Raw genomic sequence first — 25,355 nt, forward strand, 5'->3', positions numbered from 1 at the left:
GCCCGGCACAGCCACCGTAGAACCCGCCCTCAGCGACGGGCAAAGCGGCTCCCCGCGTCCGACGGATTGTTCACCTGCACAAATGCGGGCTGCTTATCAACGTCCGGCCCGCTGAACTCGATGTCGAGCGGCACCGCGACGGCGCCGCCCACCGCCGGTCCGGCTCCCCCCAGGGGCCCGCGGCCGGCGAGATCCGACACGAGAGAGGAACGGCTCATGACCGAGCCCACACCGGACCAGCAGTCGCCGTACCCCGTCGGCGGCGCGGGGATCTTCGACGTCGACCCCAGCCAGGACGACGTCAGCCAGGACCCCGCGGTCGCCGTCGACGGCGACATCCAGGCCCTTCCGGAAGACATGGAGATCTGACATGGGCAACGTCCAGGGAATGCTCACCGCGGCCCGCAAGCTGCTGGGGGTCAGGGAGAACCCGCCCGGCTCCAACAACAACATCGTCACCCGGTGGTACGGACTGCGCGGCCCGTGGTGCAACATGGCCGTCAGCTACGCCGCCGCCCACTCCGACAACCTGGCGGCGATCGGCGGCAAGTTCGCCTACACCGTCGCCCACGCCCGCTACTTCCAGAAGAAGGGCCGCTGGCACTACGGCATCGGCGGCATCCGCCCCGGCGACATCGTCTTCTTCGACTGGTCCGGCTCCCGCTCCATCGGTGCCATCGACCACGTCGGCATCGTGGAGGCGGTGCACTCCAACCGCACCATCACCACCCTGGAGGGCAACACCTCCGACGCCTTCCGGCGCCGGCGCCGCAACTCCGCCTGCATCGTCGGCTACGGCCGGCCCGCGTACAAGGGCGGCAGCGCCCCGATGCCCAGCGGGGACGGCATCCTGCGGCGCGGCTCGAAGGGCAACGCCGTGAAGACGCTCCAGAAGAACCTGAACACGGTGCTGAAGACGAAGCTCGTCGTGGACGGCGACTTCGGCCCGGCCACCGAGAAGGCGGTCAAGGACTTCCAGGCCAGGTACCGCCTGACCGTGGACGGCCAGTACGGCCCGAACTCGGCGGCCATGATGAAGGCCGTCCTCGCCGGCCGCGACAAGCCGATCCGGCCGAAGGCCCTCGTGCAGCAGGTGGAAACCCTGAAGGTCGACGGGGAGTTCGGTCCGGCCACGTGCGCCGCGCTCCAGCGGTCGCTCAACAGCCGCACCAAGGCCGGTCTGGAGGTGGACGGTGCCTTCGGGCCGCTGACCATCAAGGCGCTGCAGGCCTATCTGAAGGTCGCGGCTGACGGGATCGTCGGTCCGAAGACCCTCGCCGCCCTGCGGACCCACCTCGGGGCGAAGCCCGAGGGCGACTGGGACGCCGACACGACCCGCCTGCTCCAGAAGGCGCTGAACTCGGGCTCCTTCTGATCCCTCCGCACGGGCCCCGGCCGGGAGACCGGCACGGAGGAGGCCTCACGGCCGGGGTCCGGCACTCGGGCGGGGGCGTAGGGCTGCGCGCTGGATGTACGGCTGGTGGCCGCCCGGCGCGCGGCTCAGCAGGGTCTGGTGGCTGCTGATCTCCCCTGAGGAGCCGCTCCGATCACGGCTCATCGGTCCGACGCTGGGCCGTCCGCCAGCGAGGTGCTTCGTCATCCGGGACATCCGGGGAAGCGAAATGGAACGGCACCCCGAGGTGACCGGCCAAGGCCCGGCCGGCCTCGGCGGCACGGTCCGCGGCAGAGCCGTCAGCACGGTCGTGGACAGTCGCCAGGTGGCCCTCACCCGCCGGATCGTCCAGGACGGCGACCAGCAGCACAAACCAGCCGTGGACGGTATCGCCGTCCCAAAGGGCCTCGATCGCAACAACGCGACCCGGCAGCGCCTCGGCACGAGCCGCCGGCGAAGGAAGATCGAGAGGATCGGGCGGCTTTCGTCGGACACGCTCACCAAGCGCTTCGTAGCGTGCGTGCACTACCCGTTCCGCCTCGACCAAGCCCAATCCCAGCGGACGCAAGGCTTCCCGGACGGACCTGACCGCCGGCAACCGGTGATCGCGCAACACCGCCGCGTCGACTTCCCGCCGAGTCTGCTCCTCCAGGAAGTCCCACCAGCCACTCATCGGGCCACCAGGACAGTCGCAATCCCGCTGGAACAGGCGGTGCCGGCGCACGTGTGCCCGCGAACCTTCGCCAAGGGCTCCCGGAGCTTCACGGGCTCGCGGTGGTGGATGAGGACGGCAGCATCTTCGTGGGCGTCAGCTTCTTCGGGCGCTGCATCCTCGATGCCCACCATGAGGAGCTCTTCGAGGTTTCCCTCGTCCACCTGCCGCACTGCCACCCGACCGACCATGCCGGTTCCCCTCCGCTGAGTGCCGGACACCGACTGTTGATCCTCACGTTCTGTGTGGTGTTGTGCCAGCGGTTTTCGGCAAGGCCGACAGCCGGTCGGGCAGCCGGTTCTCAACCGGCGCCGTCGGTGAGCGAGGCCAGGTAGTCGTCCAGCAGCTCGATCTGTCGCTCTGGTGGGAAGGATGCCGGGTCGAACAGGGCTTGGACGACCAGGCCGAGGACGAAGGACTGGGCGCCGGTCGCGATGTGGGCCGGGTCGCCGGGGGGCAGTTCGCCCAGTTTCTGGGCGGCGGCCACGCGCTCGGTCAGGTTGTCGCGGCTTCGGGCGTACTTGCGGGCGTAGTCCGCGCTCAGGTGGGGATCGGAGAGGGCGGTGTCCCAGGAGGAGACCCAGATCCGGTTGGTGTCGGTGGCCTTCGGGGTCAGGGGCAGGATGTCCAGCAGGGCGTCCCGCAGGGCGGTCAGGCCCTGGCCTGTCTGGCGGCGGGGGCGGGAGAGAGTGCGCTGTTCGAGCAGGTCGAGGGCGTATTCCACCAAGGCCCGTTTCGTGGGGAAGTAGTGCGTGAGCAGGCCGGTCGTCGCCCCCAGTTCTGCGGCTACCGCGCGCAGGGTCAGGCCCGCGAAGCCGCGGGTGGCCATCACCTGCCAGACCGCTTCGGAGACGTCGCGTCGGCGGGCCTCGTGATCTCCCTTGGTGCGTGGCATGTTCCCACGCTACATTGCCGTAACGCTTGTTATGTGAATGGGAGGTGCTTGGTGTTCTCACTGCCGCTGGGCGACGGCGCCCGCCTCGCCGCGCTGGAGGTCTGGCACGCCGAGGAGTTCGCCGGTCATCTGGACCGGGCCCGCGACCACATCCGCCCCTGGGTCGGGCCCGCGTTCGTCACCGACGACATGGAGGGAGCGCGGGCCACCCTCGCGCGCTATGCCGAACGCCAAGCCGGCGACGGGGCGCGCCTCTACGGCATCTGGCGGGAGGATGCGCTGGTCGGCGGGGTGATGTTCACCGACTTCAGCGCCGCTGCCGGCTCCTGCGAGATCGGGTGCTGGCTCGAGCCGTCCGCCCAGGGCCACGGCCTGATCACGCGCGCCTGCGGGGCACTGCTGGACTGGGCCTTCACCGTCCGGGGACTGCACCGCGCCGAATGGCACTGCCGCGCCGACAACCACCGCAGTACCGCCGTCGCCAAGCGCCTCGGCATGACGCTCGAAGGCGTGCGACGCGAGGCATGGCCCTATGAGGGCGTGCGTTACGACACGCAGCTGTGGGCCGTCCTCGCCGACGAATGGCGGACCCGAGGTGATGAAGCGAGCGGCGTGGCTCTGACGCAGTGAGGGGTCATGGCTTCGCCGCCCCGCCCTTCCGCCCCACCAGTCAACCGGGAGTTCTCGTGCACGAGAGAGTACGACGGGTACTCGCCGCCCTTCAGGAGAAGGGCAGCACCGCGGACATCGTCGAGCTGCCCGCCGCCGCCCCGACCGCCGCCGACGCCGCCAACCAGCTCGGCTGCCCCGTCGGCGCCATCGCCAACAGCCTCGTCTTCTCCGTCGGCGGCGAACCCCTGCTCATCCTGGCCAGCGGGGCCCACCGCGTCGACACCCGTCTCGTCGCCCGCCTGCTGGGGGTGGGCCGCGGCAGGATCCGCCGTGCCGACCCGGCTTACGTCCTCACCGTCACCGGCCAGGAAGTCGGTGGCGTCGCCCCTGTCGGACACCCCCAGCCACTGCCCACCCTCATCGACCTCACCCTGGACCAGCACCCTCACATCTGGGCCGGCGCCGGCATGCCGCACACCGTCTTCCGCACCACCTTCACGGAGCTGCTGAAACTGACCGACGGCCGGCCCGCCGTCATCGCCGCCGGCTGAGCAGCACACGCCGACGCGTCAGCAGCTGCGCGGGGTTCGCTCTGCCTCCGTTCGGGTGAGCGGCGCGGGAGAGGGAGGTCATCCGGAACCGGGGCGGGAGATGCTCGACACGAGGGCGCGGCGCTGGAGCCCTTGGCGCGCCTCATCGGCCGGATCGTCGCGGGGGCCGGGCATCTGACGCCACTGTTCGGTCAGATCCAGTATCTGATCGCCAAGGTCGGTCTCACGGGTGATCTCGCGGACGTGCTGCTGTCCGACAGTCTGGTGCGCGAGGTGCTGACCGGGGACCTGCTCACCCACCTGGTGGCCGGCGGTCTGCGTTCGGACCTCTGGGGGCCGTCCCGGACGCTGCTTCAGTACGTGCGTCCCACCACGCTGCGCGTCACCGCCAACGGTTACGCCGTACTCGTCCGCCGCGCCGACGTGCAGTGGGCGCCGGCCGAGTTCACCGGTCATTGTCGTCGTCTGGTCCAGGAGTACCGCGAGCGCGGGCAGTATCCCGTGAACGGGGCCGTGGAGATCCGGGTCACCGGTCTGGACGATCCCGCGTGGAGCGGTGTGCCCGGGGCCCGGCCGCCGCTGCTCTCCCCCGTCCGGCCCCGCGCGGACCGTCCGGAGTGGGACACCGCGCTCTGGCTCGGCATTCTCACCATGCCCGGCACCCCGCATCTGCACCGCTTCCTCCGTGACGTCGAGCGGTTCCTGTGGCGGACGTTCGACGGGACGCGGGCCGCGCTGCGCGTCGAGTGGTCCAAGGGCTGGGCGTACACGGACGACGCCGCGTGGGCCGACCAGGAGGTGATCGACCGCCGCGTTCCCGACAGCCTTCGAGCCGGGGGCGGTGAGGGGTGGGACGAGGCGGTCGCCGTCCTGGACCGTCATGATCCGCACCGGATCCTCGGTACGGCCTTCCCGGACTCCTTGTCGAGCTGAGCCGAGGCCGAACACCCGCTCGTCGGCGCTCGCGCCGGCCGTGGCTCTGGTCACCTGCCGGTTCCGCAGGTCGCATCCCCGGGATCAGGGGGTAACCGACCCTCATGAGGAGCACAGACAGTCGGGTGCCGTCCCGTGAGGGCGGAAGATCCGGCGCGCCGGTCGGGGGGTCAGGCCGTTCTGGTGTCCGAGGCCGGTGCGTCGTGGCGTATCCGCGTGGCCGCCGCCGTGCAGAAGGCCTCCAGGCCCTCCAGGAGGGCCACGCGCTTGGCCGCGGGCATGTGGGCGAGGACCGCTTGCAGCTCCTTCTGTCTGCGGGCGCGCAGGTCGGCGAGGAAGGCGCGACCCCGGGTGCTGAGCCGGAGCCGGACCTCGCGCCGGTCGGTCGGGCCCACCACGCGGTCGACGAATCCGGCCGCCTGCAGTCGGTCGCACAGGCGGCTGGTGGAGGGCGGCGTGGAGGCGAGGGAGTCGGCGAGAGTGCCGAGGTTGATGCCCTCGTGATGTTCCAGCATCAGCAGGACACGCAGCTGGGAGGCGGACGCGGGCGCGGTCGAGGCCCTGCCCCACAGGACCTCCAGCAGTTCCGCGGCCGTCGAGGTCACACGGGCGACCTCGTCGGGTTCTGGGCGGGGGCGGAAGGCAGTCACGTCACACTCTCGCAGGCACTCGGATGGCGGCCAGCGTACTAGGCGAGTGCGCCGGCGCGGCTGGGCGTGGGCCTTCGGCGCAGCCCGGGTGAGCGGTCTCGTGGTCGGAGCGAGACCGGAAGGTGACAAGCAAAGGATTGGTGTATTCCCTATCGTGAACAGATTTGTGACCGCTGAACGCGCCCTGCGCACGGCGGCACCGCACGAACTGCTCGACGCCGTCCGGCGGGTGCTGGTCGCGGAGTACAAGGCGGAGTCCGTCGAGCTGTTCATGGCCGACTACGGTCTGACCGTGCTCCAGCCGGTGTCGGTGCTGCCGCACACCCTGGAACCGGTGTCCGCGTACAGCAGCGCCGCGGGCCGTGCCTTCGGCGCCCAGGAGCCGTTCGTGGAGCCCGTCGGGGACGGTGTCGTGTGCGCGCATCTGCCGGTCACCGTCCGGGGCGACCGGCTCGGCGTGCTGTCGGTGACGCTGCCCGGCGGGGAGCACGTACAGGGCTGTCTGGACGAGTTGGCCGAGGTGGCGGACGTACTCGGCCACGAGGTGATCGTCGCCGAGCGGGACACCGACATCTACCTCCAGGCGCGCCGCAAGGACCGGCTCACCCTGGCCGCGGAGATGCAGTGGCAGCTGCTGCCCGGGCGGTCCTGCTCCCGGCCCGAGTACGAACTCGGCGCCCAACTGGAGCCCGCCTACGCCATCTTCGGTGACAATTTCGACTGGTCGGCGACGGCCGACCGCCTCATGCTGTACGTCACCAACGGCATGGGCGAGGGCATCGAGGCGTCCCTGCTGACGAACCTGGCCATCAACGCGCTGCGCAACGCCCGGCGGGCGGGCATCCCCCTCGCCGACCAGGCGGCGCTGGCCGACCAGGCGGTCTACGCCCACTACCGGGGCCGCTGCTATCTGTCGGTGCTGATGTTCGACTTCGACCTCGCCACGGGGCACGCCCGGGTCGTGGACGCCGGGTCCCCGCAGCTGCTGAGGCTGCGCGGCCGGACCGTGGAGCGGATCACCTTCGACGCCCAGTTGCCGCTGGGCATGTTCGAGGAGACCGACTACGTCGCCCAGGAGTTCCGGGTGGAGCCCGGCGACCGGCTCGTCTTCGTCAGCGACGGGGTCTACGCCGTCGCCTCGCCCAGGGGAGAGCCGTACGGGAACGCGGCACTGACCCGTGCGATCCAGTCCACCCGCCTGCTGCCCGCCGCCGAGGTGCCGCGCGCGATCCTGCGGGAACTGACCGGACATCGCGGCGGTTCCGTCCCGGACGACGACGCCCTGGTGGTCTGCCTGGACTGGCACGGCCGTTGACCGGGCGCAGCGCGGGAATCGCCGGCACCGCCCCCGAGTTGCGGACGCGTGTTGTTTGCACCACAGCCCGCCGCTAATGTTTGTCATACGGCAATTATCGGCTGAAGGCATGCCGACCGGCACCCGCCGGAGCCCAGGTGACAGGGAGAGGCAGTGTCGGAGCGAGCAGCGACCACCGGGGCGGCAGCGCTGGAGCTGAGCGCCTTCCTCAGAAGGCGGCGAGAGCAGATCGCCCAGCGCTGGGCGGACGCACCCCTCTTCCGGACGGTGTTCACCGTCTCACGCGACGAGGCGGTGGAGGCGGGCAAGGCGGTGGTGGACGCCCTCGCGGACGTCGCGGCCGACGGGCGGCTGGACAGCATCACCGCACCCGGGTTCGCGGCGGTGCGCGAGCAGTTGGAACGTATGGCGGCTTCGCGCACCCGCTCCGGGTCCGCGCCCGCCCAGATCGCCGAGGAGGTCGCCGGCCTGCGCGAACCGGTCGGCGAGCTGCTGCGCGGGGAGTTCGAGGACCCGGACGCGGCCCCGGCGCAGGAGTGCGCGCTGGCGCTCGCCGTGCTGATGGGTTCCCTGCGCGTGGTGGTGATGGAGACGGCGCTCAGCGCGGGCGAGGAGCTGATCGAGCGGCAGCGACAGCAGCTCCTGGAGGTGGCCACTCCGGTCATCAAGCTCTGGGAGGGCGTCGTCGCCGTACCGCTGATCGGCACGCTGGACAGCGCCCGCAGCCAGGTGGTCATGGAGAGCCTGCTGGAGGCCATCGTCGACCAGCGCGCCGAGTACGCCATCCTGGACATCACCGGGGTTGCGACGGTCGACTCCCTGGTCGCCCAGCACCTGATGAAGACGGTGGCCGCCGCCCGGCTGATGGGCGCCGAGTGCGTCGTCTCGGGCATCCGCCCCGCGATCGCCCAGACCATCGTCCACCTCGGCATCGACCTGGGCTCGATCGTCACCCGGGCCGACCTGGCCGACGCCCTGGCCTACGCGCTGGGTCACCTGGGCATCGTGGTCTCCCCGCGGGCCTCGGCGGGCGTGAGCCTGCGGTGAGCGGCCACTCCGCGGCCTCGGTGCCCGTGCTGGCGCTCGGTGACGTCCTGCTGGTCACGTTGCAGGGCGAGTTGTACGACACGGCGGCCGAGCAGTTGCAGCACGACATCACGCGGCGGATCGCGCACGGTTCCACTCCGGTGAGGGGCCTGGTCATCGACATCTCCGGGGTGGACATCGTCGACTCGTTCCTCGGCCGTGTGCTGGCCGAGATCGCCGCGGGCGCGGGGCTGATGGCGGCGCGCACGGTGCTGGCCGGTATGCGGCCGGCCGTGGCGATCACGCTCGTCGAGCTGGGGCTCAGCCTGCCCAATGTGACCACCGCGCTCCATGTCGACAAGGCGCTGACCCTGCTGGGCCGGCCTCCCTCGCTCGGCCCGCCGACGCACCCGCAGGAGAGCCCATGACGCAGGCCGGCCGCCTCACCGCATCGGTGACCCTGCCCATCGGCTCGGACGCCGATCTCGCCCGGGTACGGCAGCTGGTGCGGCAGGCCGCGATCGAACTCGGTTTCGGGCTGGTGCAGCAGACCAAACTGGTCACCGCTGCCAGCGAACTGGCCCGCAACACGCTCGTGCACGGCGGCGGCGGGCACATGGAGATGACACGGCTGAGCAGCTCGCAGAGCCGCGGGCTGCGGTTGTCGTTCGTCGACAGCGGTCCCGGCATCCGCGATGTCGAGCTGGCGTTGACCGACGGGTACACCACCGGCGGCGGACTGGGCCTCGGGCTGAGCGGAGCCAGGCGGCTGGTGCAGGAGTTCACCCTCGACAGCCGCCCCGGGGAGGGCACCACCGTCAGCGTCACCGCCTGGGCCTCCGCCCTGGGACCGCCCCTCCCCCGCTCGGAGGCGACATGAGCAGGGTGTGGGACATCCCCGTGCACGACTCGACACGGGTCCGGGACGTCCGGGTCGCCGCCGAGGCGGCCTGCGCCGTCGCCGGTCTCGGCGTGCACCGGGCGGCCGCCGCCGCGCTGGTGGCCACCGAGCTGGCGACCAACCTCCTCAAACACGCGGGTGGGGGGCGGGTCGTGATCAACCTGGTCGGTGAGTCGGGTACGGCCACACAGGCCGCCGGGACCTGCGGGGCCACCGAGGTCGCCCGGGCCACCGAGGTCGCCGGGGCTTCCGCCGCCTCCGAGGCTTCCGCGATCCACGAGGCTTCCGCGATCTCCGAGTGCTCCGATCGACGAGTGCAGATCGTCTCCGTCGACCACGGCCCGGGGATCGATGACGTCGCCGCGGCGATGCGGGACGGCTACACCACCGCCGACTCCTCGCTCGGTGCCGGTCTGGGCGCCTGCCTGCGCGTGTCCGACGACTTCGACCTGCACAGCCGCCGGGACCGCGGGACGGTCGCCGTGGCCCGCATCGGCGCTGTGCCGGCCGCTCAGCACGGGGCGCCGCGCGGGAGGGCGGCAGGGCCTCGGGTGGGCGGCATCAATCTTTCCCTGGCCCGGGCCGAGCACTCGGGTGACGCCTTCGGCTGGACCCGTTCCGGTCCGCTGCTGACGCTGCTGCTCGCCGACGGTCTCGGCCACGGTGTCCGGGCCGCGCACGCCTCCTCCGCCGCCGTGGACGAGCTGCGCCGTCTGGTGGCTCTGCCGCCCACGGACATCCTGCGACGCCTGGACGCGAGGCTGAGGAAGACCAGGGGCGCTGCCGTGGCGGTGGCCCAACTGGACGACGATGCCGGGCAGTTGTGCTTTGCCGGAGTCGGCAACGTGGGCGGTCGGCTGCGCACCGGGGCCGGCTGGCAGCCGCTCGTCTCCCACCCCGGTATCGTCGGCGCGCATTTCCCCGCGACCGTGCCGCTTCAGCAGGTGCCCTGGACTGCGGAGAGTCTGCTCGTCCTGCACAGCGACGGTCTGCCGGGCCGCTGGACGCCGCCGGACGATCCCGGACTTCTCGCCCACGATCCGGCCGTGGTGGCCGCGGTCGCCCTGCGCGACGCGAGCAGCGCCGCGAGCCCGCTGCGCGACGACACGAGCGTGGCCGTACTCTGCCCCGACCGCCGGACGGACCCCCATGACCGCCTGCCCTGACGTCTGGAAGATCAGCACAGCGGTCGACGCCGCTCGCGTCCGCATCCTCGCCGCCCGCCTCGCGGCGGAGGCCGACCTGCCGGTCCGCGAGCAGGCCCGGCTTCTCAGCGCCCTCACCGCGCAGTTGCGTCGTTGCCTGGTCAGCGGCGAGGTGGGGGATCTGCTGGTGGAGAAGCTGCCACCCGCCTGCGACGACGCACACGGCACGCTGCGTATCGCCGTGCGTCCGGCGGGCCATCCGCCCCAGGAGCCGCCGCCGTGGGAGCTCACCGTCGCCTGCCGCGAGCCGGGTGCCCACCGCGGGGCAGCTCCCCTCCCCGAGCCCGCCACCGTGGACGAGGCAGCGCTGGCCGAAGCACTGCTCGCAGCGGACGACAGCGTCGCGCAGCTGCTGACGTGGCTCGACGAGCAGGAGGAGCTGGTCCGGTTCCACCGTGAGGAGTTGCACCACACCAATCAGGGCGTGCTGGCCCTGCACGCCGAACTGGATGCCGCGGCACGCGGCCAGCGGGCGATCCTCGACGCGGAACGGGCCGCTCGGGCGGAGGCGGAGCGAGCACGCCGCCTGCTCACCTTCCTCACCGACGCCAGCGCCGCGGTGACCGCGTCACTCGACCAGGAGGACATCGTCGAGCGCCTGTCCGGGCTTCTCGTCCCCGACTACGCCGCCCACGTGGACGTCTGGCTCTTCGACGACGAGACCACACCAGCCGGCACGCCCCGGCCGGCCGCCGCCGTGGCAGCCGCCCGCACCGGGCGCCCGCAGCACGCGGCGGCCCACCCCGGCGGGCTGCCCGACGTCGACGACCTGCCGCCGTCCGCGCTCGCCCCCGACCGGCCCCTGCTGTGCATCCCCCTGCTGTCCCGGAGCCTGCAGGGCGTGCTGAGCCTCACCGCACCCGACCCCGACCCCGCCCCGGCACCCGCCTCCGCACCCGGCTCCGGGCCCGGCCCCGCCTCCGGCTCCCGCTTCGACGCCGACACCAGCGTGATGCTGATCGAGCTGGCCCGGCGCGCGGCCATCGCCCTGGACAACGCCCGCCGCTACGAACAGCACCGGGACACCGCCCAGGCGCTGCAACGCGCGCAGCTCACCGATCTCCCCGCCACCGACGGCGTACGACTGGCCGCCCGCTACCTGCCCGCCACCCGCGGCCTGAACATCGGCGGTGACTGGTACGACGCCTTCGTCCAGCCCGACGGGAGCCTGCTCGCCGTCATAGGGGACGTCACGGGGCACGGTCTGCACGCGGCCGTGATGATGGGCCAGTTGCGCACCGCGCTGCGCGCCTACGCCGTCGAGGACGACAGCCCCGCCCGCATCCTGACCCGGCTGCATCGCATGCTGTGCCACCAGCAGCCCGCGCTGTACGCGACCGCTCTGATCGCCCGCATCCGGCCCGACGACCCGCAGGTCGTCTGGGCCGCCGCCGGTCACCCGCCCGCCGTGGCGCGCTCCCCCGAGGGCACGGTCCGCCTCCTCGACGCGCGGCCGGGCGTCATGCTCGGTGTGCCCCTCCCCTACACCTACGAGGATCACTCCGCCGAACTGCCACCCGGCTCGACCCTCGCCCTGTACACCGACGGACTCGTCGAGCGCCGGGCGCAGGGCATCGACCCCGGCATTCAGCGGCTGGCGCAGACGCTGGCCGCGGTGACCCCGGCGGACCTGGAGGATCTCGAAGCCTCCACGGAGTCCATTCTGAAACCGATGCTTCACGACTCGGAGCGCGACGACGACGTCTGTCTGCTGCTCTGCCATCGCGTCGCCTAGCCGCCCGTCAGGTCTCCGCGGACGGCGGCTCCCAGGGGTCCTGGGTCGTGAGGAAGGCCCGTAACCCCTGGAGCAGCGCGGCGCGCTCGGGCGGTGCCATCGCGCCCAGCGCCTCCCCGAGCGCCCGAGCCCGCTGTGTCGCTATGTCGGCCAGCACGTGATGTCCGTGCGGGGTCAGGCTCAGGCGTACCTCGCGTCGGTTGTGCGGGTGCAGGGCGCGCTCCAGCAGGCCCGCGGCCTCCAGTCGGTCACACAGCCGGCTGGCGGTGGGCGAGCCCATGTCCAGCCGCTCGGCCAGTCCGGTGAGGTTCACGCCCGGTGATCTCTCCACGACCCGCAGCGCGCGCAGCTGTTGCAGCGACAGGCGCAGAGCGGCCTCCTGGGCCGCCAGTGACCACAGGTTCGTCAGGCTCTCCACGGCGTCAGCGATCTCCGGGGCGAGGGGCTCCGGACCAGCACCCTCGCCCCTCATCCGGTCGTCGCCAGGGCCGAGACGCGTCACACACTCATCGCTTTCGGTAACCTCAGGGGCTTACTCATGCCGCTCACTTCCATCGCAGTACCCGATGAGCGGGGCCGCAAGCCGCCCAAGGGCTCTGACGTCCTGTCAGTCAGTGGTGACGGCGCCGACGGCAAAGGTGGTGCGTGCACTCGCAAAGTTTCCTGCGCAGGGCAGGCTGCGTGTCGCGCCGTCGTCCGGACGGCGGGGCGCCGAGGGATGATGGCCGGCATGGCACTGATTCTGGTGACCGGAGCGAGCGCCGGGCTCGGGCGCGCCGCCGCCGACGCGTTGGCGGGCGACGGGCACGACGTGGTCGTCCATGCCCGGAACGCGGGCCGTTTCCCCGGAGCGGAGGACACCGGCCGGTGGGCGGGCCTCGTGACCGGGGACCTCGCGCGTCCGGAGGAGATCCACGACGTCGCCCGCCAGGCCGCCGCGTTCGGCCGCTTCGACGCCGTCATCCACAACGCCGGTGTCCTGCGCTCGCCGGAGGTGGCCACCGTCAACACCGTCGCGCCGTACCTTCTGACGGCCCTGATGGACAAGCCGGGCAGGCTGATCTACCTCAGCAGCTCCATGCACCGGACCGGCTCGACCGACCTGCGACGGCTCTCCTCCGGCAGGGCCTCCTACGACGACACCAAGCTGTGGGTCACCACGCTCGCGCTCGCCTGCGCGTCCCGCTGGGAGGGCACGTCGAGCCATGCGGTCGATCCCGGCTGGGTGCCCACGCGCATGGGCGGCCGGGGCGCACCGGACGACCTGGTGGCCGGGCACCGCACCCAGGTGTGGCTCGCCACCCACGAGGACGTGACTCCGCACACCGGCGGCTACTGGTACCACCAGCAGCCGCGGCCACCGCATCCCGCGGCGCGGGACGAGGAGTTCCAGGCCGAGCTGATCCGGGCCTTGGAGGCCCACACCGGCGTAGCGCTCGGCTGAGCCGGCACGTCACCGACCGCACGCCCCCGCGCCTTGGGGCTCGCCCCGGGGGCGCGGGGGCGCGGGGGCGCCCCCATGGCCGCGCGGTGATTTCTCACGAAGTAAGCACGAGATCAAGCCAATCACCGCAGCCTCACCACTCCCCCCTTGCCAGCGCTGGGTGCTCCGTATATTCATGGCCGCCAGCGACACAGGAGTACCGGGCCCATGAGGTCCGAGAGAACGGGGGAAGCCTGTGGAGTACGAGAGTCTCCTGACCCGCATCGTCTCGGGCCTGGTGATGGAGCCGCGGCACCGGCCGAGCGTGGGCAGCAGGCTGCGGCGCAAGGGCGGGCCGCCGGTCATCGAGGTCGTGGGCCTCGACCGGACGCGGCAGAACGGTCTGCTGTGGAAACTCCAGCAGAGGTATGCCGGGCGGCTGCCGGTGAACGTGCCCGAGGTCCCGGTGGAGAAGGGTGTCGCCGAGTCCTTCTGGTATCTGTCGACCAGGATGTCCGGTCTCAACGGCCCCTACGGCCGCCGCAGTCCTGCCTTCCCCCGCTTCCACCTCGGGCTGCTCGCCCACACCTGGGCCGCCGACCACGCCGACCTCGGTCTGGACCGGCTGCAGCACGCGCACCGCGCTCTGGTACGCCATCTGGGCCGGAGACACGAAGAGGACACGCTCGAACGCGATCAGCTGCTCCGTGATCTGGAGCCGTCGCTGTCGGCGGGCGGCATGGTGGGCGCCCTGCTGGCGGTGCTGTCCACGGCGGTGCGTTTCCTGACCGGTCGCCCGCGGCCGGACCGGGTGGCCCTGCGGTGGTGGGGAAGGGCACTGAGGGTGCCGAAGGGCGGCGCCTTCTCCAACCGCGAGGCGATCGCCATCAGGCTGTTCCACTTCTTCCGGCCGCGCCCGCCGCGTCCCGGCGACCCGTACGAGGTCCGCGCGGAGGAGGCCCGCCAGGAGGCGTCCCGGGTGGCCAACCGGAACGAGTACCTCATCGCCGCCTTCCTCGCCGACATCGACGCGCACTACGGCCTGCTGCGCCGGCTCAACCGGAACCAGCCCCCGCTGATGCTGCTGCAGGTGCACGACGCGGAGGGCCGGGCCGTGCTCGACACCTACCTCGACGCCCACCGGACGCTGCGCCGCGTGGTGGGGCGACGGACGGTCACCCACCCGGTGGTGCTGGTGGTGAGCGACGACGACGCCGGCGCCCGGCTGACGGCGGCGCCCTTGGATGAACTCGAAAGCCTCCTCGACACCTGGACTCTGCGCCTGGAAGGCGACGCGCGTGAGCGGAGGCTGCTGCGGGTGACGGTGCGGGAGGCAGTGGCGGGACGACGGCCGACCACGTCATCGGAGGAGGGGCAGTGACAGAGACTCCGGCCAAGCCCGGGCCCGGCCCGGTGGCTCTGGCGGCCATGGCCGTGGGCGTGGTCCTCGCGCTGCTGGCCGCCTGGTACCTGTGGGACAGGTTCGGCCCCGAGGAGCCCGACCCGTGCGGGCCGGGTCTGAGCACCGTCAACGGCGAGTGCATCGGCGTCAGCGACGGGGGCGGCAAGCCCTTCATGGACAAGCTCGCGCAGGTGATGGCACGTATCAAGGAGGAGAACGACCGCATCGACGACCAGACGCATGTCACCATCGCCCTGATGATCCCGATGACCTCCGACCACGAAGAGGTCAGAGAGCAGATCCTGCACGAGGTGCAGGGCGCCTACATCGCGCAGTACTTCGCCAACGGCGCCACCAAGGCCGAGAAGCAGAGCGGTGGTGAACACCCCAAGATCCGGCTGGTCCTCGCCAACCCGGGGAAGAACCGTGACCAGTGGCGGCCGGTGGCCGACCAGCTCGCCGAACTCGCCGACGACAAGAAGCACAACCTCCGTACCGTCTTCGGGTTCGACCTCAGCGTGCAGCCGACCGCCGACGCCATCGCGTACCTGACGAAGGAGAAGAAGATCCCGGTCGTGGGCGGCCCGATCACCGGCAACGAGTTCACCGGCTACCCCCTGTTCGCCCGGATCGCGCCCACCAACAGCGACCAGGCGGACGCACTGATCCACTTCGACAGGAAGCTGGACCTCGAGCACGCCATCCTGGTCAAGGACACCCGGGCGGACCCGTACAACGAATCGCTTCTGCAGGCCTACGAACGCAAGCTGCACCGGTCGCCGCACGAGCCGATGCCGTTCGAGTCCGAGGGAACGGACGTCGAGGGCGGTCTGTCCAGCGAGTTCAAGCGCATGGCCACGGACATCTGTGTCCTGCGGCCGCAGGTCAACACCGTCTACTTCGCGGGCCGTCCCACCCATCTGCGGCAGTTCCTCAACGAGCTGGCCAGGAACCGCCCGTGCAAGCAGGAGCCGTTCACGGTGGTCAGCGGATCCGGCGCGTCCACGCTCTACGCCGACAAGGAGCTGGACTGGGACGCGCTGCGCGGCCTGCAGGGTGACGGCGGCAGGTGGGAGGGCAAGGTGACGGTCCTGTACACCTCCATCTCGCACCCCGACGGATGGCTCAGCACCCGGCCCGAGCCACCCGAGACCGGCGGTTCCCCGGCGGTGGTCCGCGAGCTGATGCGGCGGCTGGAGGCACCGCCTCCCGTCGGACCGATCGGGCCCGCCGACATCTACGACTCACGTACCGTCTCCGTGCACGACTCCGCCAAGACCGCCATCGCGGGCATCCGGCTGCACGCGGAGAACCGCAAGAGCGGCTACGTTCCGACGCTGCGGGAGATCGGAACCGACTGGAACGCCCTGCGGGGCGTGCACAAGGTCGACGGGGCGAGCGGCTGGATCTGCATCGACAACCAGGGCAACGCCTACAACAAGGCCGTCGCCGTGGTCCGGCTCGACCCCGAAGTACGCGCCGAGCGCCCCACGTTCGTGGGCCTCGCCTGGCCGGAGAAGAGCCCACCGCCCAAGGGCCAGGAGGGCAGCGGCGCTTGCCAGATCCCCCGCACCGGCTGACGCGGCGCTCGACCAGCCGGCCCACCGGAAACCGAAATCCCGGCAGGCAGCCGGCTGGTCACGAGCCGCAGCAGCCGCCCGCCGGAGCCCTCTCGTCGGCCGCGGCTGCCGTCCCGGGTGCGCCGAGCTGCACGAGCTGGGGCTCGGGGGCCGCGCAGCAGCCGCCGGTGCCGGTCTGCTGGGCGTCGGGGGCGTCGAACAGGCCTGCGCCGCCGCAGACTCCGGTCTCGGGGAGGGTGAGTTCGACGCGGTCGGCGGACTCGAGGTCGCCGGCGATGGCGGAGACGACGGAGCGGACCTGCTCGTAGCCGGTCATGGCGAGGAAGGTGGGGGCGCGGCCGTAGGACTTCATGCCGACCAGGTAGATGCCCTGCTCGGGGTGGGAGAGCTCGCGGTGGCCGTGCGGGTAGACGGTGCCGCAGGAGTGCTGGTTGGGGTCGATCAGCGGGGCGAGTTCCACCGGGGCCTGGAGGCGTTCGTCCAGGCGGAGTCGGACCTCGGAGAGGAAGGAGAGGTCGGGGCGGAATCCGGTCAGCACGATCGCCTCGTCCACGGGCTGGAGCCGTCGGCCGTCCTCGCCCACCAGGACCAGCCGTCCGTCATCGTCGCGTTCGATCGCCTCGGTGCGGAAGCCCGTGACCGCGTCGGCGTAGCCGTCGTCCACGGCGGCCTTGGCCGCGAGGCCCAGGGCTCCGCGGGCGGGCAGCTGGTCGGCTTCGCCGCCGCCGAAGGTGGAGCCGGAGATGCCTCGGCGCAGGATCCACACCGCCTTCGTGTCCGTGCCGTCGCCGGACCCGGCGAGGTCGGCGAGGGAGGCGAGCGCGGTGAACGCGGAGGCGCCGGAGCCGATGACCGCGGTGCGCTTGCCGGCGTACCGGGCGCGGACGGCGGGGTTCTTCAGGTCCGGGACGCGGTACGTGATGCGGTCGGCCGCCACCTTCTCGCCGAGTGCCGGCAAGCCGCTGCCGCCCGCCGGGGACGGGGTGGTCCAGGTGCCGGAGGCGTCGATCACCGCGCGGGCCAGGACGCGCTCCTCGCGGCCGTCGGCGTGGGTGACGTGCACGACGAAGGGCTGGGCCTCGCGGTCGGCGTCGACGATCCGGTCGCGGCCGGCCCGGGAGACGCCGGTCACGGTGGCGCCGGTGCGGACGACCTTGTCGCCGAGGGCGTCGGCGAGGGGCCGCAGGTACCGCTCCGCCCAGTCGCCGCCGGAGGGGTAGGTCGCCGGATCGGGGCGGGTCCAGCCGGTCGGGGCCAGCAGCTTCTCGGCGGCCGGGTCGATCACCTCGCCCCAGGTGGAGAACAGGCGCACGTGTGACCAGTCGCGCACCGCGGCGCCGGCGGCCGGGCCCGCTTCCAGGACCAGCGGGGTGATGCCGCGGCCGGTCAGGTGGGCCGCGGCGGCCAGCCCGATGGGTCCGGCGCCGATCACGACGACGGGGAGGTCGCTGCTGATGGTCATGGGTGGGTCCTTCCCTGGCAACGGGTCCACGGGTGAGCTTGCTGTTTCGAGATCTGTCGATGTTTTGCACGGCCAGCATGACACCTGTTTCGATGAGCGTCAACATAGACGATCGTCGATATGAGTTCACCTCTTGCTTCGACGCGTGTCAACATAGACGTATGTCGAATGCCAACGTGCTGCCGTTGCTCGAGCCCTCCGAAGGTCAGGGCGTCGTGCCGTGCTGTCCGCCGCTGACCGAGCGGCCGATGACCGCCGACGAGGCCGAGGTGGCCGCACGGATGTTCAAGGCGCTCGGCGACCCGGTGCGACTGCGGCTGTTCTCCGCCGTGGCCTCCCACGAGGGCGGCGAGGCGTGCGTCTGCGACATCTCCGACGTCGGCGTGTCCCAGCCGACCGTCTCCCACCACCTGAAGAAGCTCAAGGAGGCCGGGCTGCTCACCTCCGAGCGCCGCGGCACCTGGGTCTACTACCGGGTCGAGCCGTCCGTGCTCGCGGCGATGGGCAAGCTGCTGACCCTGCCGGCCGCGGCCTGACGGAGGAACGGCGTGGGTGGCTGGGGGAATCCATGAGCAACGGAGCCTCGAGCACGGTGATCGTGCCGCTGACGGCGGAGCACGCCGAGCAGGTGCTGGCGATCTACCAGGCGGGCATCGACGAGGGCAACGCCACCTTCGAGACCGTCGCTCCGGACTGGGAGGCGTTCGACGCCGCGAAGGTGGCCGAGCACCGCTTCGCCGCCGTGGACGAGGACGGCACGGTGCTCGGCTGGGTGGCCGCGAGCCGCGTCTCGGACCGGTGCGCGTACGCCGGCGTGGTCGAGCACTCCGTGTACGTCCACCCGGCGGCCCGCGGCCGGGGCGTCGCCTCGGCTCTCCTCAAGGCCCTGATCGAGTCGACCGAGGCGGCGGGGATCTGGACCGTCCAGTCCGGGATCTTCCCGGAGAACACCGCCAGCCTCGCCGTGCACGAACGCGCCGGGTTCCGGGTCGTCGGCACCCGGCAGCGCGTCGGCCGCCACCATGGCCGGTGGCGTGACGTCGTTCTCGTCGAGCGGCGCAGTTCCGTGATCGACTGAGGTTCAAGCCCACCGGTGCTCGGCCCCCGGTGCGGGCTCGGGCTCGGGTTCTTGCTTCGGTGGCTGGTGTGCCGCGTCAGCCGCTCAGCAGGCGCGCGATGTCCCGGGCCGCGTCACGGGCGGGGCGGCCCACGCCGATCAGGGTGGCGGAGGCCGGGCCGGTCCAGTCGCCGTAGCCGAGCAGGTGCAGGCGGCGTTCGGCGACGGCGCGGGTGCCGGAGACCGGGATGTGGCCGCGTGGCCCGCGCAGGCCCAGCGGGGCCAGGTGGGCGAGCGCCGGCCGGAAGCCGGTGCACCAGATGACGGCATCGGCCTCGGCGCGGCTACCGTCGGCCCACCGGACGCCGGTGGCGGTGAGCCGGGAGAACATCGGCCGCGCGGTGAGGAGTCCGGCGTCGCGGGCGGCGCGGACCGGGGGCACGGCGACGATGTCGCCGAGCGCGGCCACTCCGCCCGTGTCGGTGCGGCCTTCGTCGAGGGCGCGGCGGCGGGCGGTGGCGACGTCGAACAGGACCCGGCCGTCGATGTCGTCGGGCAGGAACCGGGGCGGGCGTGGTGTCGCCCAAGTGACCTCCACGTCGCCGGTCAGGGCGAGGTCGGCGGCGATCTGCGCGCCCGAGTTGCCGCCGCCGACCACGATGACGCGCTGTCCGGCGAAGTCGGCCGGCCGGCGGTAGTGCACCGTGTGCAGCTGTCGCCCCGAGAAGATCCCGCTGCCGGGGACGGCCGGGAGGAAGGGGCGCGACCAGGTGCCCGTCGCGCTGATGACCGCGCGGGCCCGCCAGGTCCCGGAGTCCGCCTCGACCAGGAGCCGGTCGCCGTCGCGGCGTACGGCCTCCACGCGGGTGCCGTGCTGGAGGGGCAGGTCGTAGCGCTTCTCGTAGTCGGTGAGGTAGTCCACCACGTGATCGGCGTCCGGGTAGGTCTCGCCCGGCTGGGCCGGCATGAGCCGGCCGGGGAGTGACGAGTAGGCGGCCGGGGAGAACAGGTGCAGCGAGTCCCACATGTGCTGCCAGGCTCCGCCCGGTGCCGGGTCTGCGTCGAGGACCGTGAAATCCAGGCCCTGGCGGCGCAGGTGGTAGCCGGCGGCGAGCCCCGCTTGGCCGCCGCCGACCACCACCACGTCCACGCGCTGCGTCATGATGCCGGTCGTGCCGCCGTGAACCTCCGCCGCCACGCGAGCGAGACGTACACCAGCGCCACGAGGACGGGGACCTCGATGAGCGGGCCGACCACGCCGGACAGGGCCTGGCCGGAGGTGACGCCGAAGGTGGCGATGGCGACCGCGATGGCCAGCTCGAAGTTGTTGCCGGCCGCGGTGAAGGCGAGCGTGGCGGTGCGGTCGTAGGCGAGGCCGATCGCCTTGCCGAGGGCGAAGGTGCCGAACCACATCAGCGCGAAGTACACGAGCAGCGGGAGGGCGATGCGGGCCACGTCCAGCGGCTGTGAGGTGATCGTCTTTCCCTGGAGGGCGAAGAGGACGACGATCGTGAAGAGCAGCCCGTACAGCGCCCACGGGCCGATCTTCGGCAGGAAGTTCTGTTCGTAGCTCTCCCGCCCCATCTTCTGCTCGCCGATCCGGCGGGTCAGGAAGCCGGCCAGCAGCGGGATGCCCAGGAAGATGACGACGTTCGCCGCGATCTTCCACATGGAGATGTCCAGGTGCTCGCCGTCGCCGAGGCCCAGACGGCCGGGCAGCAGGTCGAGGTAGAACCAGCCGAGCAGGCCGAACGCCAGGACCTGGAAGAGCGAGTTCAGCGCGACGAGGACGGCGGCTGCCTCGCGGTCGCCGCAGGCGAGGTCGTTCCAGATGATCACCATGGCGATGCAGCGGGCCAGGCCGACGATGATCAGGCCGGTGCGGTACTCGGGCAGGTCGGGCAGGAAGATCCAGGCCAGTGCGAACATCACCGCCGGGCCGAGAAGCCAGTTGACGACCAGGGAGGAGACCATCAGCTTGCGGTCGCCGGTGACCGCGTCGAGCTTGTCGTAGCGGACCTTGGCGAGGACCGGGTACATCATGACCAGCAGGCCGAGGGCGATCGGCAGTGAGATGCCGCCGATCTCGACCTTCGCCAGCGCGTCGTTCAGTCCGGGGATCACGCGCCCGAGCCCGAGGCCGGCGGCCATGGCGATCAGGATCCACACGGCGAGGTAGCGGTCGAGCGTGGAGAGCTTGGCGACGACGGAGGCTTCCTGGGGCGTCGCGGGCGCCTCGGTGCGGGTCACGGGCAGGCCCTCTTGGTGTCGGCGTTGGCGCGGGCGGTCTCGGCGAGGGCGGTGAACTGGCCGGCGAGCGTCTCGATGACCTCCGGCCTCAGCCGGTAGTACGTGAACCGGCCGCACGGCTCGGTCTCCACCACCCCGGCCTCGCGCAGCACCTTCAGGTGATTGGACAGGTTCGTCTGCCTGGCGCCCGTCTCCTCCACCAGGTGCGTGGTGCACAGCGTCTCGCGGGCCAGCAGGGTAACGATCCGAAGCCTGAGCGGGTCGGCCAGCACCCGGATCAGGTCATTGTCGACTGACGTCAGCATGGGCTGATACTGTCACATCACCTTCGGCTGACACCAGCTCGCACTGACCCGTGGCCGCCGGAAGGCGCGTCCCCCGCCCGCACCGCCCGCATTCGTGTCCCCCTCATCCCTGAAGGAAGAACGCATGTCCTCGGCTCCGCTCGCCTCCGTGCTCTTCGTGTGCGTCCACAACGCCGGCCGCTCGCAGATGGCCGCCGGGTTCCTCTCCCACCTCGCGGGCGACCGGATCGAGGTCCGCTCCGCCGGTTCCGTCCCCGGCGACCGGGTCAACCCGGCCGCTGTCGAGGCGATGAGGGAGGTCGGCATCGACATCTCCGCCGCCGAGCCGAAGATCCTCACCACCGAGGCCGTCCAGGCGTCCGACTACGTCATCACCATGGGCTGCGGCGACGCCTGCCCCGTCTTCCCCGGCAAGAAGTACCTCGACTGGGCCCTGGAGGACCCGGCCGGCAAGGGCGTCGAAGCCGTCCGCCCCATCCGCGACGAGATCGAGACCCGCATCGAGGCCCTGATCGCCGAGATCGACGCCCGGCACGGGGCGTGACGGGCGCTCCCCGTCATGTGGTCCACAGCCGCAGCTTGTCCGGGTTCAGTACGGCCCAGATGTGCGTGATGCGGTCGCCGACGATGTCGAACGCGTAGACCGCCACGGTCCGGCCGGCGTGCACGGCGAGCAGGCCGGGGCGGCCGTTGACGATCCGCTCGACGAACGTCAGGTCGGTCGCCCTGGCCGCGAGCTGGACCAGGAAGTGCGCCACGCGCTCGCCGCCTTCGACGGGGTGCGGCAGGGCGCTGACGTGGCCGCCTCCGTCACCGATCGCCGTCACGGCCGGGTCGAGGAGGCCGATGAGCGCGCCGATGTCCTTCGCCTCCCAGGCCCGCTTGAAGCTCCTGACGACATCGGCGGCCTCGTCGGCCGGCATCGGGCGGGACACCGGCCGCGCCTCACGCACGCGCCGGCGCGCCGAGGAGGCCAGCTGACGGCAGGCGGCCGGGCTGCGGCCGACGATCTCGGCGATCTCGGTGAAGGCGTAGCGGAAGACGTCGTGCAGGACGAACACGACCCGCTCGGCCGGGGTCATGGACTCCAGCACGACCATGAAGGCCATGTTCACCGACTCGTCGAGGGTGACGCGGTCCGCCGGATCGTCCGCCACGGCGGTCGAAACGCCGCCGAACCGCTCGGCGGGCTCCGGCAGTGGCTCGGGGATCCACTGCCCCACGTACTGCTCCCGCCGGGCCCGTGCCGAGCCGAGCTGGTTCAGGCAGATGCGGGTGGCGACCGTCGTCAGCCAGCCGCCGACCGACTCGACCGCTTCCTGCCGCTGGCGGGACATGGCGTACCAGCGGACGTACGTCTCCTGAACGACGTCCTCCGCCTCCGACAGCGAGCCCAGCAGCCGGTACGCCAAATTGAGCAGCCGACGCCGCTCCCCCACCAGCGCGGCCAGGCCCGGATCGAGCAGGCCGTCCTCCGGCCCGGACTGAGTGGTCACAGCATCCCCGTTTCGTCATCTCGCAGCGGCTGTCACTGCCGCTGCCTCTGTCACTGTCACTGCCGCAGTCACTGTCACTGTCACTGTCGACTGTTACGACACGACAGCCCCGCGAATTGTGACGTCGCCGCCCGCCTCACATTCCGTGGGGCCGCTTTGTCGTAGGGGTCGGAGCGACGTCGCTTCGCTCCGACCGATCCGCCACCGACAGGGAGGGACTGCGATGACCTCGTACGAGTCCGACATCAGGGCACTGCTGCAACGCCGCGTCGACGCCAGCCGGGCGAAGGACATCGACCGGCTCATGTCCCTCTACTCCGACGACATCGTCTACTACGACGCCGTTCCCCCGCTCCACTTCACGGGACGTGAAGAGGTCCGCCGTAACTTCCTGCGGTGGTTCGACGCGTACGACGGCCCGATCGGTCTGGAGACGCACGCGCTCACCGTCGCGAGCAGCGACGCGGACATCGCCTTCGCGCACATGCTCCACCTGGACTCGGGAACGCGTAAGAACGGGCTCAGCATCGGGATATGGGTGCGCTCGAGCGTGTGCTTCCGCCGGACGAACGGCCAGTGGCTGATCACGCACGAGCACATCTCCATGCCGATCAACCCCGAGAACCTCCAGGCGTGGTTCCCGCCGGACATGTAGCGAGACCCGGCCCCGCCGACCTTGAGTCTCCTGCTCTCGGAGCTACTGCTCCTCGACCGACAGAGCGGCGGCGATCAGGCGGGTGGCGAAGTCGCGGTCCTCCGCGATCCGGTTGATGTGCTCCGCGAGCAGGTAGGCGGTGGCCTCGAGCGCGTTCAGCTCGTCGTCGATCCAGTCGCCGTACTGCATGCGCCACAGGTTGGGGCTCAGGCCGATGCCCGCCGCGGTCACCAGGCCGGCCATGGTGGGGATGGCTTCGGGGCGGACGCTCTTGGGCATCATGCTCAGCGATTTCACCAGGTTGGGCACCACGTACTCGATGACGTCCCGGTCATGGTCCGTGTGCACCATGCGCAGCCACTGCATGAACATGTAGATGACGGTGCACACGCCGTCCAGCAGCCCCTGGGCTCCGTCGGGGCCCAGGGACTCGGTGAACTGGTCCATCAGTTGCTGCTGTTCGGGATCGGTCGTGCTCTTGCCGTCGTAGATGGCCTTCAGCCGGGAGTCGAGCACCATGAGCGCCGCACCCACGTCCCCGACGGGGGCGTACTGGGGGTCGCAGTGCGAAGACATCGGGATTCCTCCTTTTACGACCACGGTGTGCAGCGCGGCATGTCCGTACGGTAGATCCGCGATCGGGCCGGGGTCCGGGGAATCGAGATGATGGGCCGGTGGTCGTCCTCAGATCGACCGAAGGTGCTCTGCTTCCCTCAGATTTCGACGGCGCTCGCTCAGGAATCGACGGCCCCGCGGGATCACCCAGTCCGGCCGCCAGGTCCCCGCGGCGTCGTGGCCCGCCGCCGTGGTGGCGAGGTGGGCTCGGAGGGTGGCCAGTGCGGGGTGGGGGTTGTCGCGGTGCCAGAGGAGTGAGTGGGGGTAGACGAGTGTCGGGTCGGTGACCGGGATGCGCCGCAGGCCGTGGCCGGCGGGCCAGACGAGGCGGGTCTGCTCGCTCATGAAGGTCGCCAGGGCGGGTGTGTCGGCGATGGTGTCGAGGAGGGCGTCCGAGCCGAAGTTGGGGCCGGTCGCCTCGATGGTGAGGCCGAACTCGGCGACGAGGTCGTCGTAGTAGGCCGCCCATTCGGTTCCCGGGACGATGCCGGGCATCCAGATCCGGTGTCCGACGAGCCGGCCGACGGTCACCGACCGGGCGGACGCCAGCGCGTGGTCGGGGCCGGTGAGGAGCTGGAGCGGTTCGTCGAGTACCCGGACGCACGCGATGTCCTCGGGTAGGGGACGGCCGGGTGCGGCGACGGCGCGGAAGGACGCGTCGATCTCACCGGACCGGATGGCGGCGACGGCCGTGTCGATGTCGAGCAGCATCACCACGTCGAGCTCGATCTCGGGGTGCGCGCGGTGGAAGCCGCGCATCAGGCCCGTCGCCGCGCCGCGCGAGTTGATCACGTCGACGCGCAGGGGGCGGCGGCTGGTGCGCACGGACGCCTCCGCGCGCTCGGCGACGCGCAGCAGTTCCCGGGCGTGGGGCAGGAACGCCTGGCCGTCGATGGTCAGCTCGGCACCGCGCGGGGTGCGGGTGAACAGCCGCACCCCGAGGTTGCGTTCCAGCGCGGCGATGCGCTTGGAGACGGCCTGCTGGGTGACGGCCAGTTCGGCGGCGGCCTCCTGGAACCGCCCCGCGTCGGCGGCGAGGACGAAGGTCCGGACGGCGTCGAGATCCATGCCGGCACTCTATGGCCACAACTGTCGGTTGTGGCTGGGAGGCCGTGCGGTTGTTTGACCCGTGGAGACGGCGCTCGCTTTGATGCCTCCGGTCGCACACCGGTTGTGCGGGTG

Annotated in this window: 31 protein-coding genes; 18 read left to right on the top strand and 13 right to left on the bottom strand. The window is 71.5% G+C overall.

All coding sequences use genetic code 11. The annotated features are described in order from the left end of the window. Positions 1 to 29: 29 nt before the first annotated feature. On the bottom strand, positions 30 to 152 hold the full coding sequence (locus ACIG0D_RS31615; protein ID WP_399807767.1) for a hypothetical protein: 123 nt from the start codon (positions 150 to 152) through the stop codon (positions 30 to 32). A gap of 64 nt (positions 153 to 216) precedes the next feature. Between ACIG0D_RS31615 and ACIG0D_RS31620 the strand changes: the two genes are divergently transcribed. Both ACIG0D_RS31620 and ACIG0D_RS31625 read left to right on the top strand, forming a co-directional pair. Continuing rightward, complete coding sequence (locus ACIG0D_RS31620; RefSeq protein WP_399807770.1) at positions 217 to 369, top strand: hypothetical protein; 153 nt, start codon at positions 217 to 219, stop codon at positions 367 to 369. A gap of 1 nt (position 370) precedes the next feature. Then, positions 371 to 1,375: a peptidoglycan-binding protein gene (locus ACIG0D_RS31625; protein ID WP_399807773.1), complete on the top strand. Its 1,005-nt coding sequence runs from the start codon at positions 371 to 373 to the stop codon at positions 1,373 to 1,375. A 172-nt stretch (positions 1,376 to 1,547) separates the two neighbouring features. Here the strand turns inward: ACIG0D_RS31625 and ACIG0D_RS31630 are convergent, their stop codons facing one another. The 3 genes from ACIG0D_RS31630 to ACIG0D_RS31640 form a co-directional block, all read right to left on the bottom strand. Further along, positions 1,548 to 2,066 (bottom strand): hypothetical protein, encoded by a 519-nt coding sequence (locus ACIG0D_RS31630; RefSeq protein WP_399807775.1) that lies wholly within the window; start codon positions 2,064 to 2,066, stop codon positions 1,548 to 1,550. Further along, a complete protein-coding gene (locus ACIG0D_RS31635; protein WP_399807778.1) occupies positions 2,063 to 2,326 on the bottom strand; it encodes a hypothetical protein in 264 nt (87 codons plus the stop codon). The genes ACIG0D_RS31630 and ACIG0D_RS31635 overlap by 4 nt, the downstream gene beginning before the upstream one ends. Before the next feature lie 80 nt (positions 2,327 to 2,406). Beyond that, entirely contained in the window at positions 2,407 to 3,000 is a 594-nt protein-coding gene (locus ACIG0D_RS31640; RefSeq protein ID WP_399807780.1) for a TetR/AcrR family transcriptional regulator, read from the bottom strand. A gap of 51 nt (positions 3,001 to 3,051) precedes the next feature. Between ACIG0D_RS31640 and ACIG0D_RS31645 the strand changes: the two genes are divergently transcribed. From ACIG0D_RS31645 to ACIG0D_RS31655, 3 genes are all read left to right on the top strand, one after another. Continuing rightward, entirely contained in the window at positions 3,052 to 3,630 is a 579-nt protein-coding gene (locus ACIG0D_RS31645) for a GNAT family N-acetyltransferase (protein ID WP_399807782.1), read from the top strand. A gap of 56 nt (positions 3,631 to 3,686) precedes the next feature. Continuing rightward, on the top strand, positions 3,687 to 4,163 hold the full coding sequence (locus tag ACIG0D_RS31650) for a YbaK/EbsC family protein (protein ID WP_399807784.1): 477 nt from the start codon (positions 3,687 to 3,689) through the stop codon (positions 4,161 to 4,163). Positions 4,164 to 4,295: 132 nt separating this feature from the next. After that, the gene (locus ACIG0D_RS31655; protein ID WP_399807787.1) at positions 4,296 to 5,096 is read left to right on the top strand and encodes a cholesterol oxidase substrate-binding domain-containing protein; all 801 of its coding nucleotides are present in this window, start codon (positions 4,296 to 4,298) and stop codon (positions 5,094 to 5,096) included. A 170-nt stretch (positions 5,097 to 5,266) separates the two neighbouring features. Here the strand turns inward: ACIG0D_RS31655 and ACIG0D_RS31660 are convergent, their stop codons facing one another. Continuing rightward, positions 5,267 to 5,701 carry a MarR family transcriptional regulator gene (locus ACIG0D_RS31660; RefSeq protein ID WP_399807789.1) on the bottom strand — a complete coding sequence of 145 codons (435 nt, stop codon included), beginning with the start codon at positions 5,699 to 5,701 and terminating at the stop codon, positions 5,267 to 5,269. Between the two features lie 211 nt (positions 5,702 to 5,912). Between ACIG0D_RS31660 and ACIG0D_RS31665 the strand changes: the two genes are divergently transcribed. The 6 genes from ACIG0D_RS31665 (at position 5,913) to ACIG0D_RS31690 (ending at position 11,928) form a co-directional block, all read left to right on the top strand. Continuing rightward, a complete protein-coding gene (locus ACIG0D_RS31665) occupies positions 5,913 to 7,061 on the top strand; it encodes a PP2C family protein-serine/threonine phosphatase (protein WP_399807792.1) in 1,149 nt (382 codons plus the stop codon). 153 nt (positions 7,062 to 7,214) lie between these two features. After that, a complete protein-coding gene (locus tag ACIG0D_RS31670; protein WP_399807795.1) occupies positions 7,215 to 8,108 on the top strand; it encodes an STAS domain-containing protein in 894 nt (297 codons plus the stop codon). Beyond that, positions 8,105 to 8,515, top strand: a complete 411-nt coding sequence (locus ACIG0D_RS31675; protein ID WP_399807797.1) for an STAS domain-containing protein — start codon at positions 8,105 to 8,107, stop codon at positions 8,513 to 8,515. The genes ACIG0D_RS31670 and ACIG0D_RS31675 overlap by 4 nt, the downstream gene beginning before the upstream one ends. Further along, on the top strand, positions 8,512 to 8,967 hold the full coding sequence (locus ACIG0D_RS31680) for an ATP-binding protein (RefSeq protein WP_399807799.1): 456 nt from the start codon (positions 8,512 to 8,514) through the stop codon (positions 8,965 to 8,967). The genes ACIG0D_RS31675 and ACIG0D_RS31680 overlap by 4 nt, the downstream gene beginning before the upstream one ends. Continuing rightward, the gene (locus tag ACIG0D_RS31685) at positions 8,964 to 10,154 is read left to right on the top strand and encodes a SpoIIE family protein phosphatase (RefSeq protein WP_399807803.1); all 1,191 of its coding nucleotides are present in this window, start codon (positions 8,964 to 8,966) and stop codon (positions 10,152 to 10,154) included. The genes ACIG0D_RS31680 and ACIG0D_RS31685 overlap by 4 nt, the downstream gene beginning before the upstream one ends. Next, positions 10,138 to 11,928: a PP2C family protein-serine/threonine phosphatase gene (locus tag ACIG0D_RS31690; RefSeq protein WP_399807806.1), complete on the top strand. Its 1,791-nt coding sequence runs from the start codon at positions 10,138 to 10,140 to the stop codon at positions 11,926 to 11,928. The genes ACIG0D_RS31685 and ACIG0D_RS31690 overlap by 17 nt, the downstream gene beginning before the upstream one ends. Before the next feature lie 7 nt (positions 11,929 to 11,935). Here ACIG0D_RS31690 and ACIG0D_RS31695 read toward each other — a convergent pair whose 3' ends face one another. Then, positions 11,936 to 12,430 carry a MarR family winged helix-turn-helix transcriptional regulator gene (locus ACIG0D_RS31695; RefSeq protein WP_399807808.1) on the bottom strand — a complete coding sequence of 165 codons (495 nt, stop codon included), beginning with the start codon at positions 12,428 to 12,430 and terminating at the stop codon, positions 11,936 to 11,938. A gap of 228 nt (positions 12,431 to 12,658) precedes the next feature. On the opposite strand from ACIG0D_RS31695, the gene ACIG0D_RS31700 reads away from it, so the two are divergent. The 3 genes from ACIG0D_RS31700 to ACIG0D_RS31710 all read left to right on the top strand — a co-directional run bounded on the left by ACIG0D_RS31700 (position 12,659) and on the right by ACIG0D_RS31710 (position 16,333). After that, positions 12,659 to 13,372, top strand: a complete 714-nt coding sequence (locus tag ACIG0D_RS31700; RefSeq protein WP_399807811.1) for an SDR family NAD(P)-dependent oxidoreductase — start codon at positions 12,659 to 12,661, stop codon at positions 13,370 to 13,372. A 235-nt stretch (positions 13,373 to 13,607) separates the two neighbouring features. Next, complete coding sequence (locus ACIG0D_RS31705; protein WP_399807814.1) at positions 13,608 to 14,732, top strand: hypothetical protein; 1,125 nt, start codon at positions 13,608 to 13,610, stop codon at positions 14,730 to 14,732. Further along, positions 14,729 to 16,333: a hypothetical protein gene (locus tag ACIG0D_RS31710; RefSeq protein ID WP_399807817.1), complete on the top strand. Its 1,605-nt coding sequence runs from the start codon at positions 14,729 to 14,731 to the stop codon at positions 16,331 to 16,333. Before ACIG0D_RS31705 ends, ACIG0D_RS31710 begins: the two co-directional genes overlap by 4 nt. Before the next feature lie 58 nt (positions 16,334 to 16,391). Here the strand turns inward: ACIG0D_RS31710 and ACIG0D_RS31715 are convergent, their stop codons facing one another. Beyond that, a complete protein-coding gene (locus tag ACIG0D_RS31715) occupies positions 16,392 to 17,795 on the bottom strand; it encodes an NAD(P)-binding domain-containing protein (protein ID WP_399807819.1) in 1,404 nt (467 codons plus the stop codon). Positions 17,796 to 17,956: 161 nt separating this feature from the next. Between ACIG0D_RS31715 and ACIG0D_RS31720 the strand changes: the two genes are divergently transcribed. Together ACIG0D_RS31720 and ACIG0D_RS31725 are read left to right on the top strand one after the other, a co-directional pair. Further along, entirely contained in the window at positions 17,957 to 18,331 is a 375-nt protein-coding gene (locus ACIG0D_RS31720; RefSeq protein WP_399807822.1) for an ArsR/SmtB family transcription factor, read from the top strand. A gap of 32 nt (positions 18,332 to 18,363) precedes the next feature. After that, positions 18,364 to 18,873, top strand: coding sequence for a GNAT family N-acetyltransferase (locus tag ACIG0D_RS31725; protein WP_399807824.1), 510 nt, complete (start codon positions 18,364 to 18,366; stop codon positions 18,871 to 18,873). A 76-nt stretch (positions 18,874 to 18,949) separates the two neighbouring features. Here the strand turns inward: ACIG0D_RS31725 and ACIG0D_RS31730 are convergent, their stop codons facing one another. From ACIG0D_RS31730 to ACIG0D_RS31740, 3 genes are read right to left on the bottom strand one after another with little or no spacing between them, the layout of a single operon-like run. Beyond that, positions 18,950 to 20,014: an ArsO family NAD(P)H-dependent flavin-containing monooxygenase gene (locus tag ACIG0D_RS31730; protein WP_399807827.1), complete on the bottom strand. Its 1,065-nt coding sequence runs from the start codon at positions 20,012 to 20,014 to the stop codon at positions 18,950 to 18,952. Next, complete coding sequence (arsB, locus tag ACIG0D_RS31735) at positions 20,011 to 21,102, bottom strand: ACR3 family arsenite efflux transporter (protein WP_399807830.1); 1,092 nt, start codon at positions 21,100 to 21,102, stop codon at positions 20,011 to 20,013. The genes ACIG0D_RS31730 and arsB overlap by 4 nt, the downstream gene beginning before the upstream one ends. Next, positions 21,099 to 21,407, bottom strand: a complete 309-nt coding sequence (locus tag ACIG0D_RS31740) for a metalloregulator ArsR/SmtB family transcription factor (RefSeq protein WP_365766940.1) — start codon at positions 21,405 to 21,407, stop codon at positions 21,099 to 21,101. Before ACIG0D_RS31740 ends, arsB begins: the two co-directional genes overlap by 4 nt. 124 nt (positions 21,408 to 21,531) lie before the next feature. On the opposite strand from ACIG0D_RS31740, the gene ACIG0D_RS31745 reads away from it, so the two are divergent. After that, a complete protein-coding gene (locus ACIG0D_RS31745; protein WP_399807834.1) occupies positions 21,532 to 21,951 on the top strand; it encodes an arsenate reductase ArsC in 420 nt (139 codons plus the stop codon). Positions 21,952 to 21,964: 13 nt separating this feature from the next. On the opposite strand, the gene sigJ is transcribed toward ACIG0D_RS31745, so the two are convergent. Next, positions 21,965 to 22,903: an RNA polymerase sigma factor SigJ gene (sigJ, locus tag ACIG0D_RS31750; protein ID WP_399807837.1), complete on the bottom strand. Its 939-nt coding sequence runs from the start codon at positions 22,901 to 22,903 to the stop codon at positions 21,965 to 21,967. 223 nt (positions 22,904 to 23,126) lie between these two features. Between sigJ and ACIG0D_RS31755 the strand changes: the two genes are divergently transcribed. Further along, positions 23,127 to 23,558 (top strand): YybH family protein, encoded by a 432-nt coding sequence (locus ACIG0D_RS31755; protein ID WP_399807840.1) that lies wholly within the window; start codon positions 23,127 to 23,129, stop codon positions 23,556 to 23,558. A 42-nt stretch (positions 23,559 to 23,600) separates the two neighbouring features. On the opposite strand, the gene ACIG0D_RS31760 is transcribed toward ACIG0D_RS31755, so the two are convergent. Beyond that, positions 23,601 to 24,134 (bottom strand): hypothetical protein, encoded by a 534-nt coding sequence (locus tag ACIG0D_RS31760; protein WP_399807843.1) that lies wholly within the window; start codon positions 24,132 to 24,134, stop codon positions 23,601 to 23,603. Between the two features lie 108 nt (positions 24,135 to 24,242). After that, on the bottom strand, positions 24,243 to 25,241 hold the full coding sequence (locus ACIG0D_RS31765) for a LysR family transcriptional regulator (protein ID WP_399807845.1): 999 nt from the start codon (positions 25,239 to 25,241) through the stop codon (positions 24,243 to 24,245). Positions 25,242 to 25,355: the final 114 nt, after the last annotated feature.

Origin of the sequence: Streptomyces sp. NPDC052773, from assembly GCF_044547145.1 — a bacterium.
GTDB lineage: Bacteria > Actinomycetota > Actinomycetes > Streptomycetales > Streptomycetaceae > Streptomyces.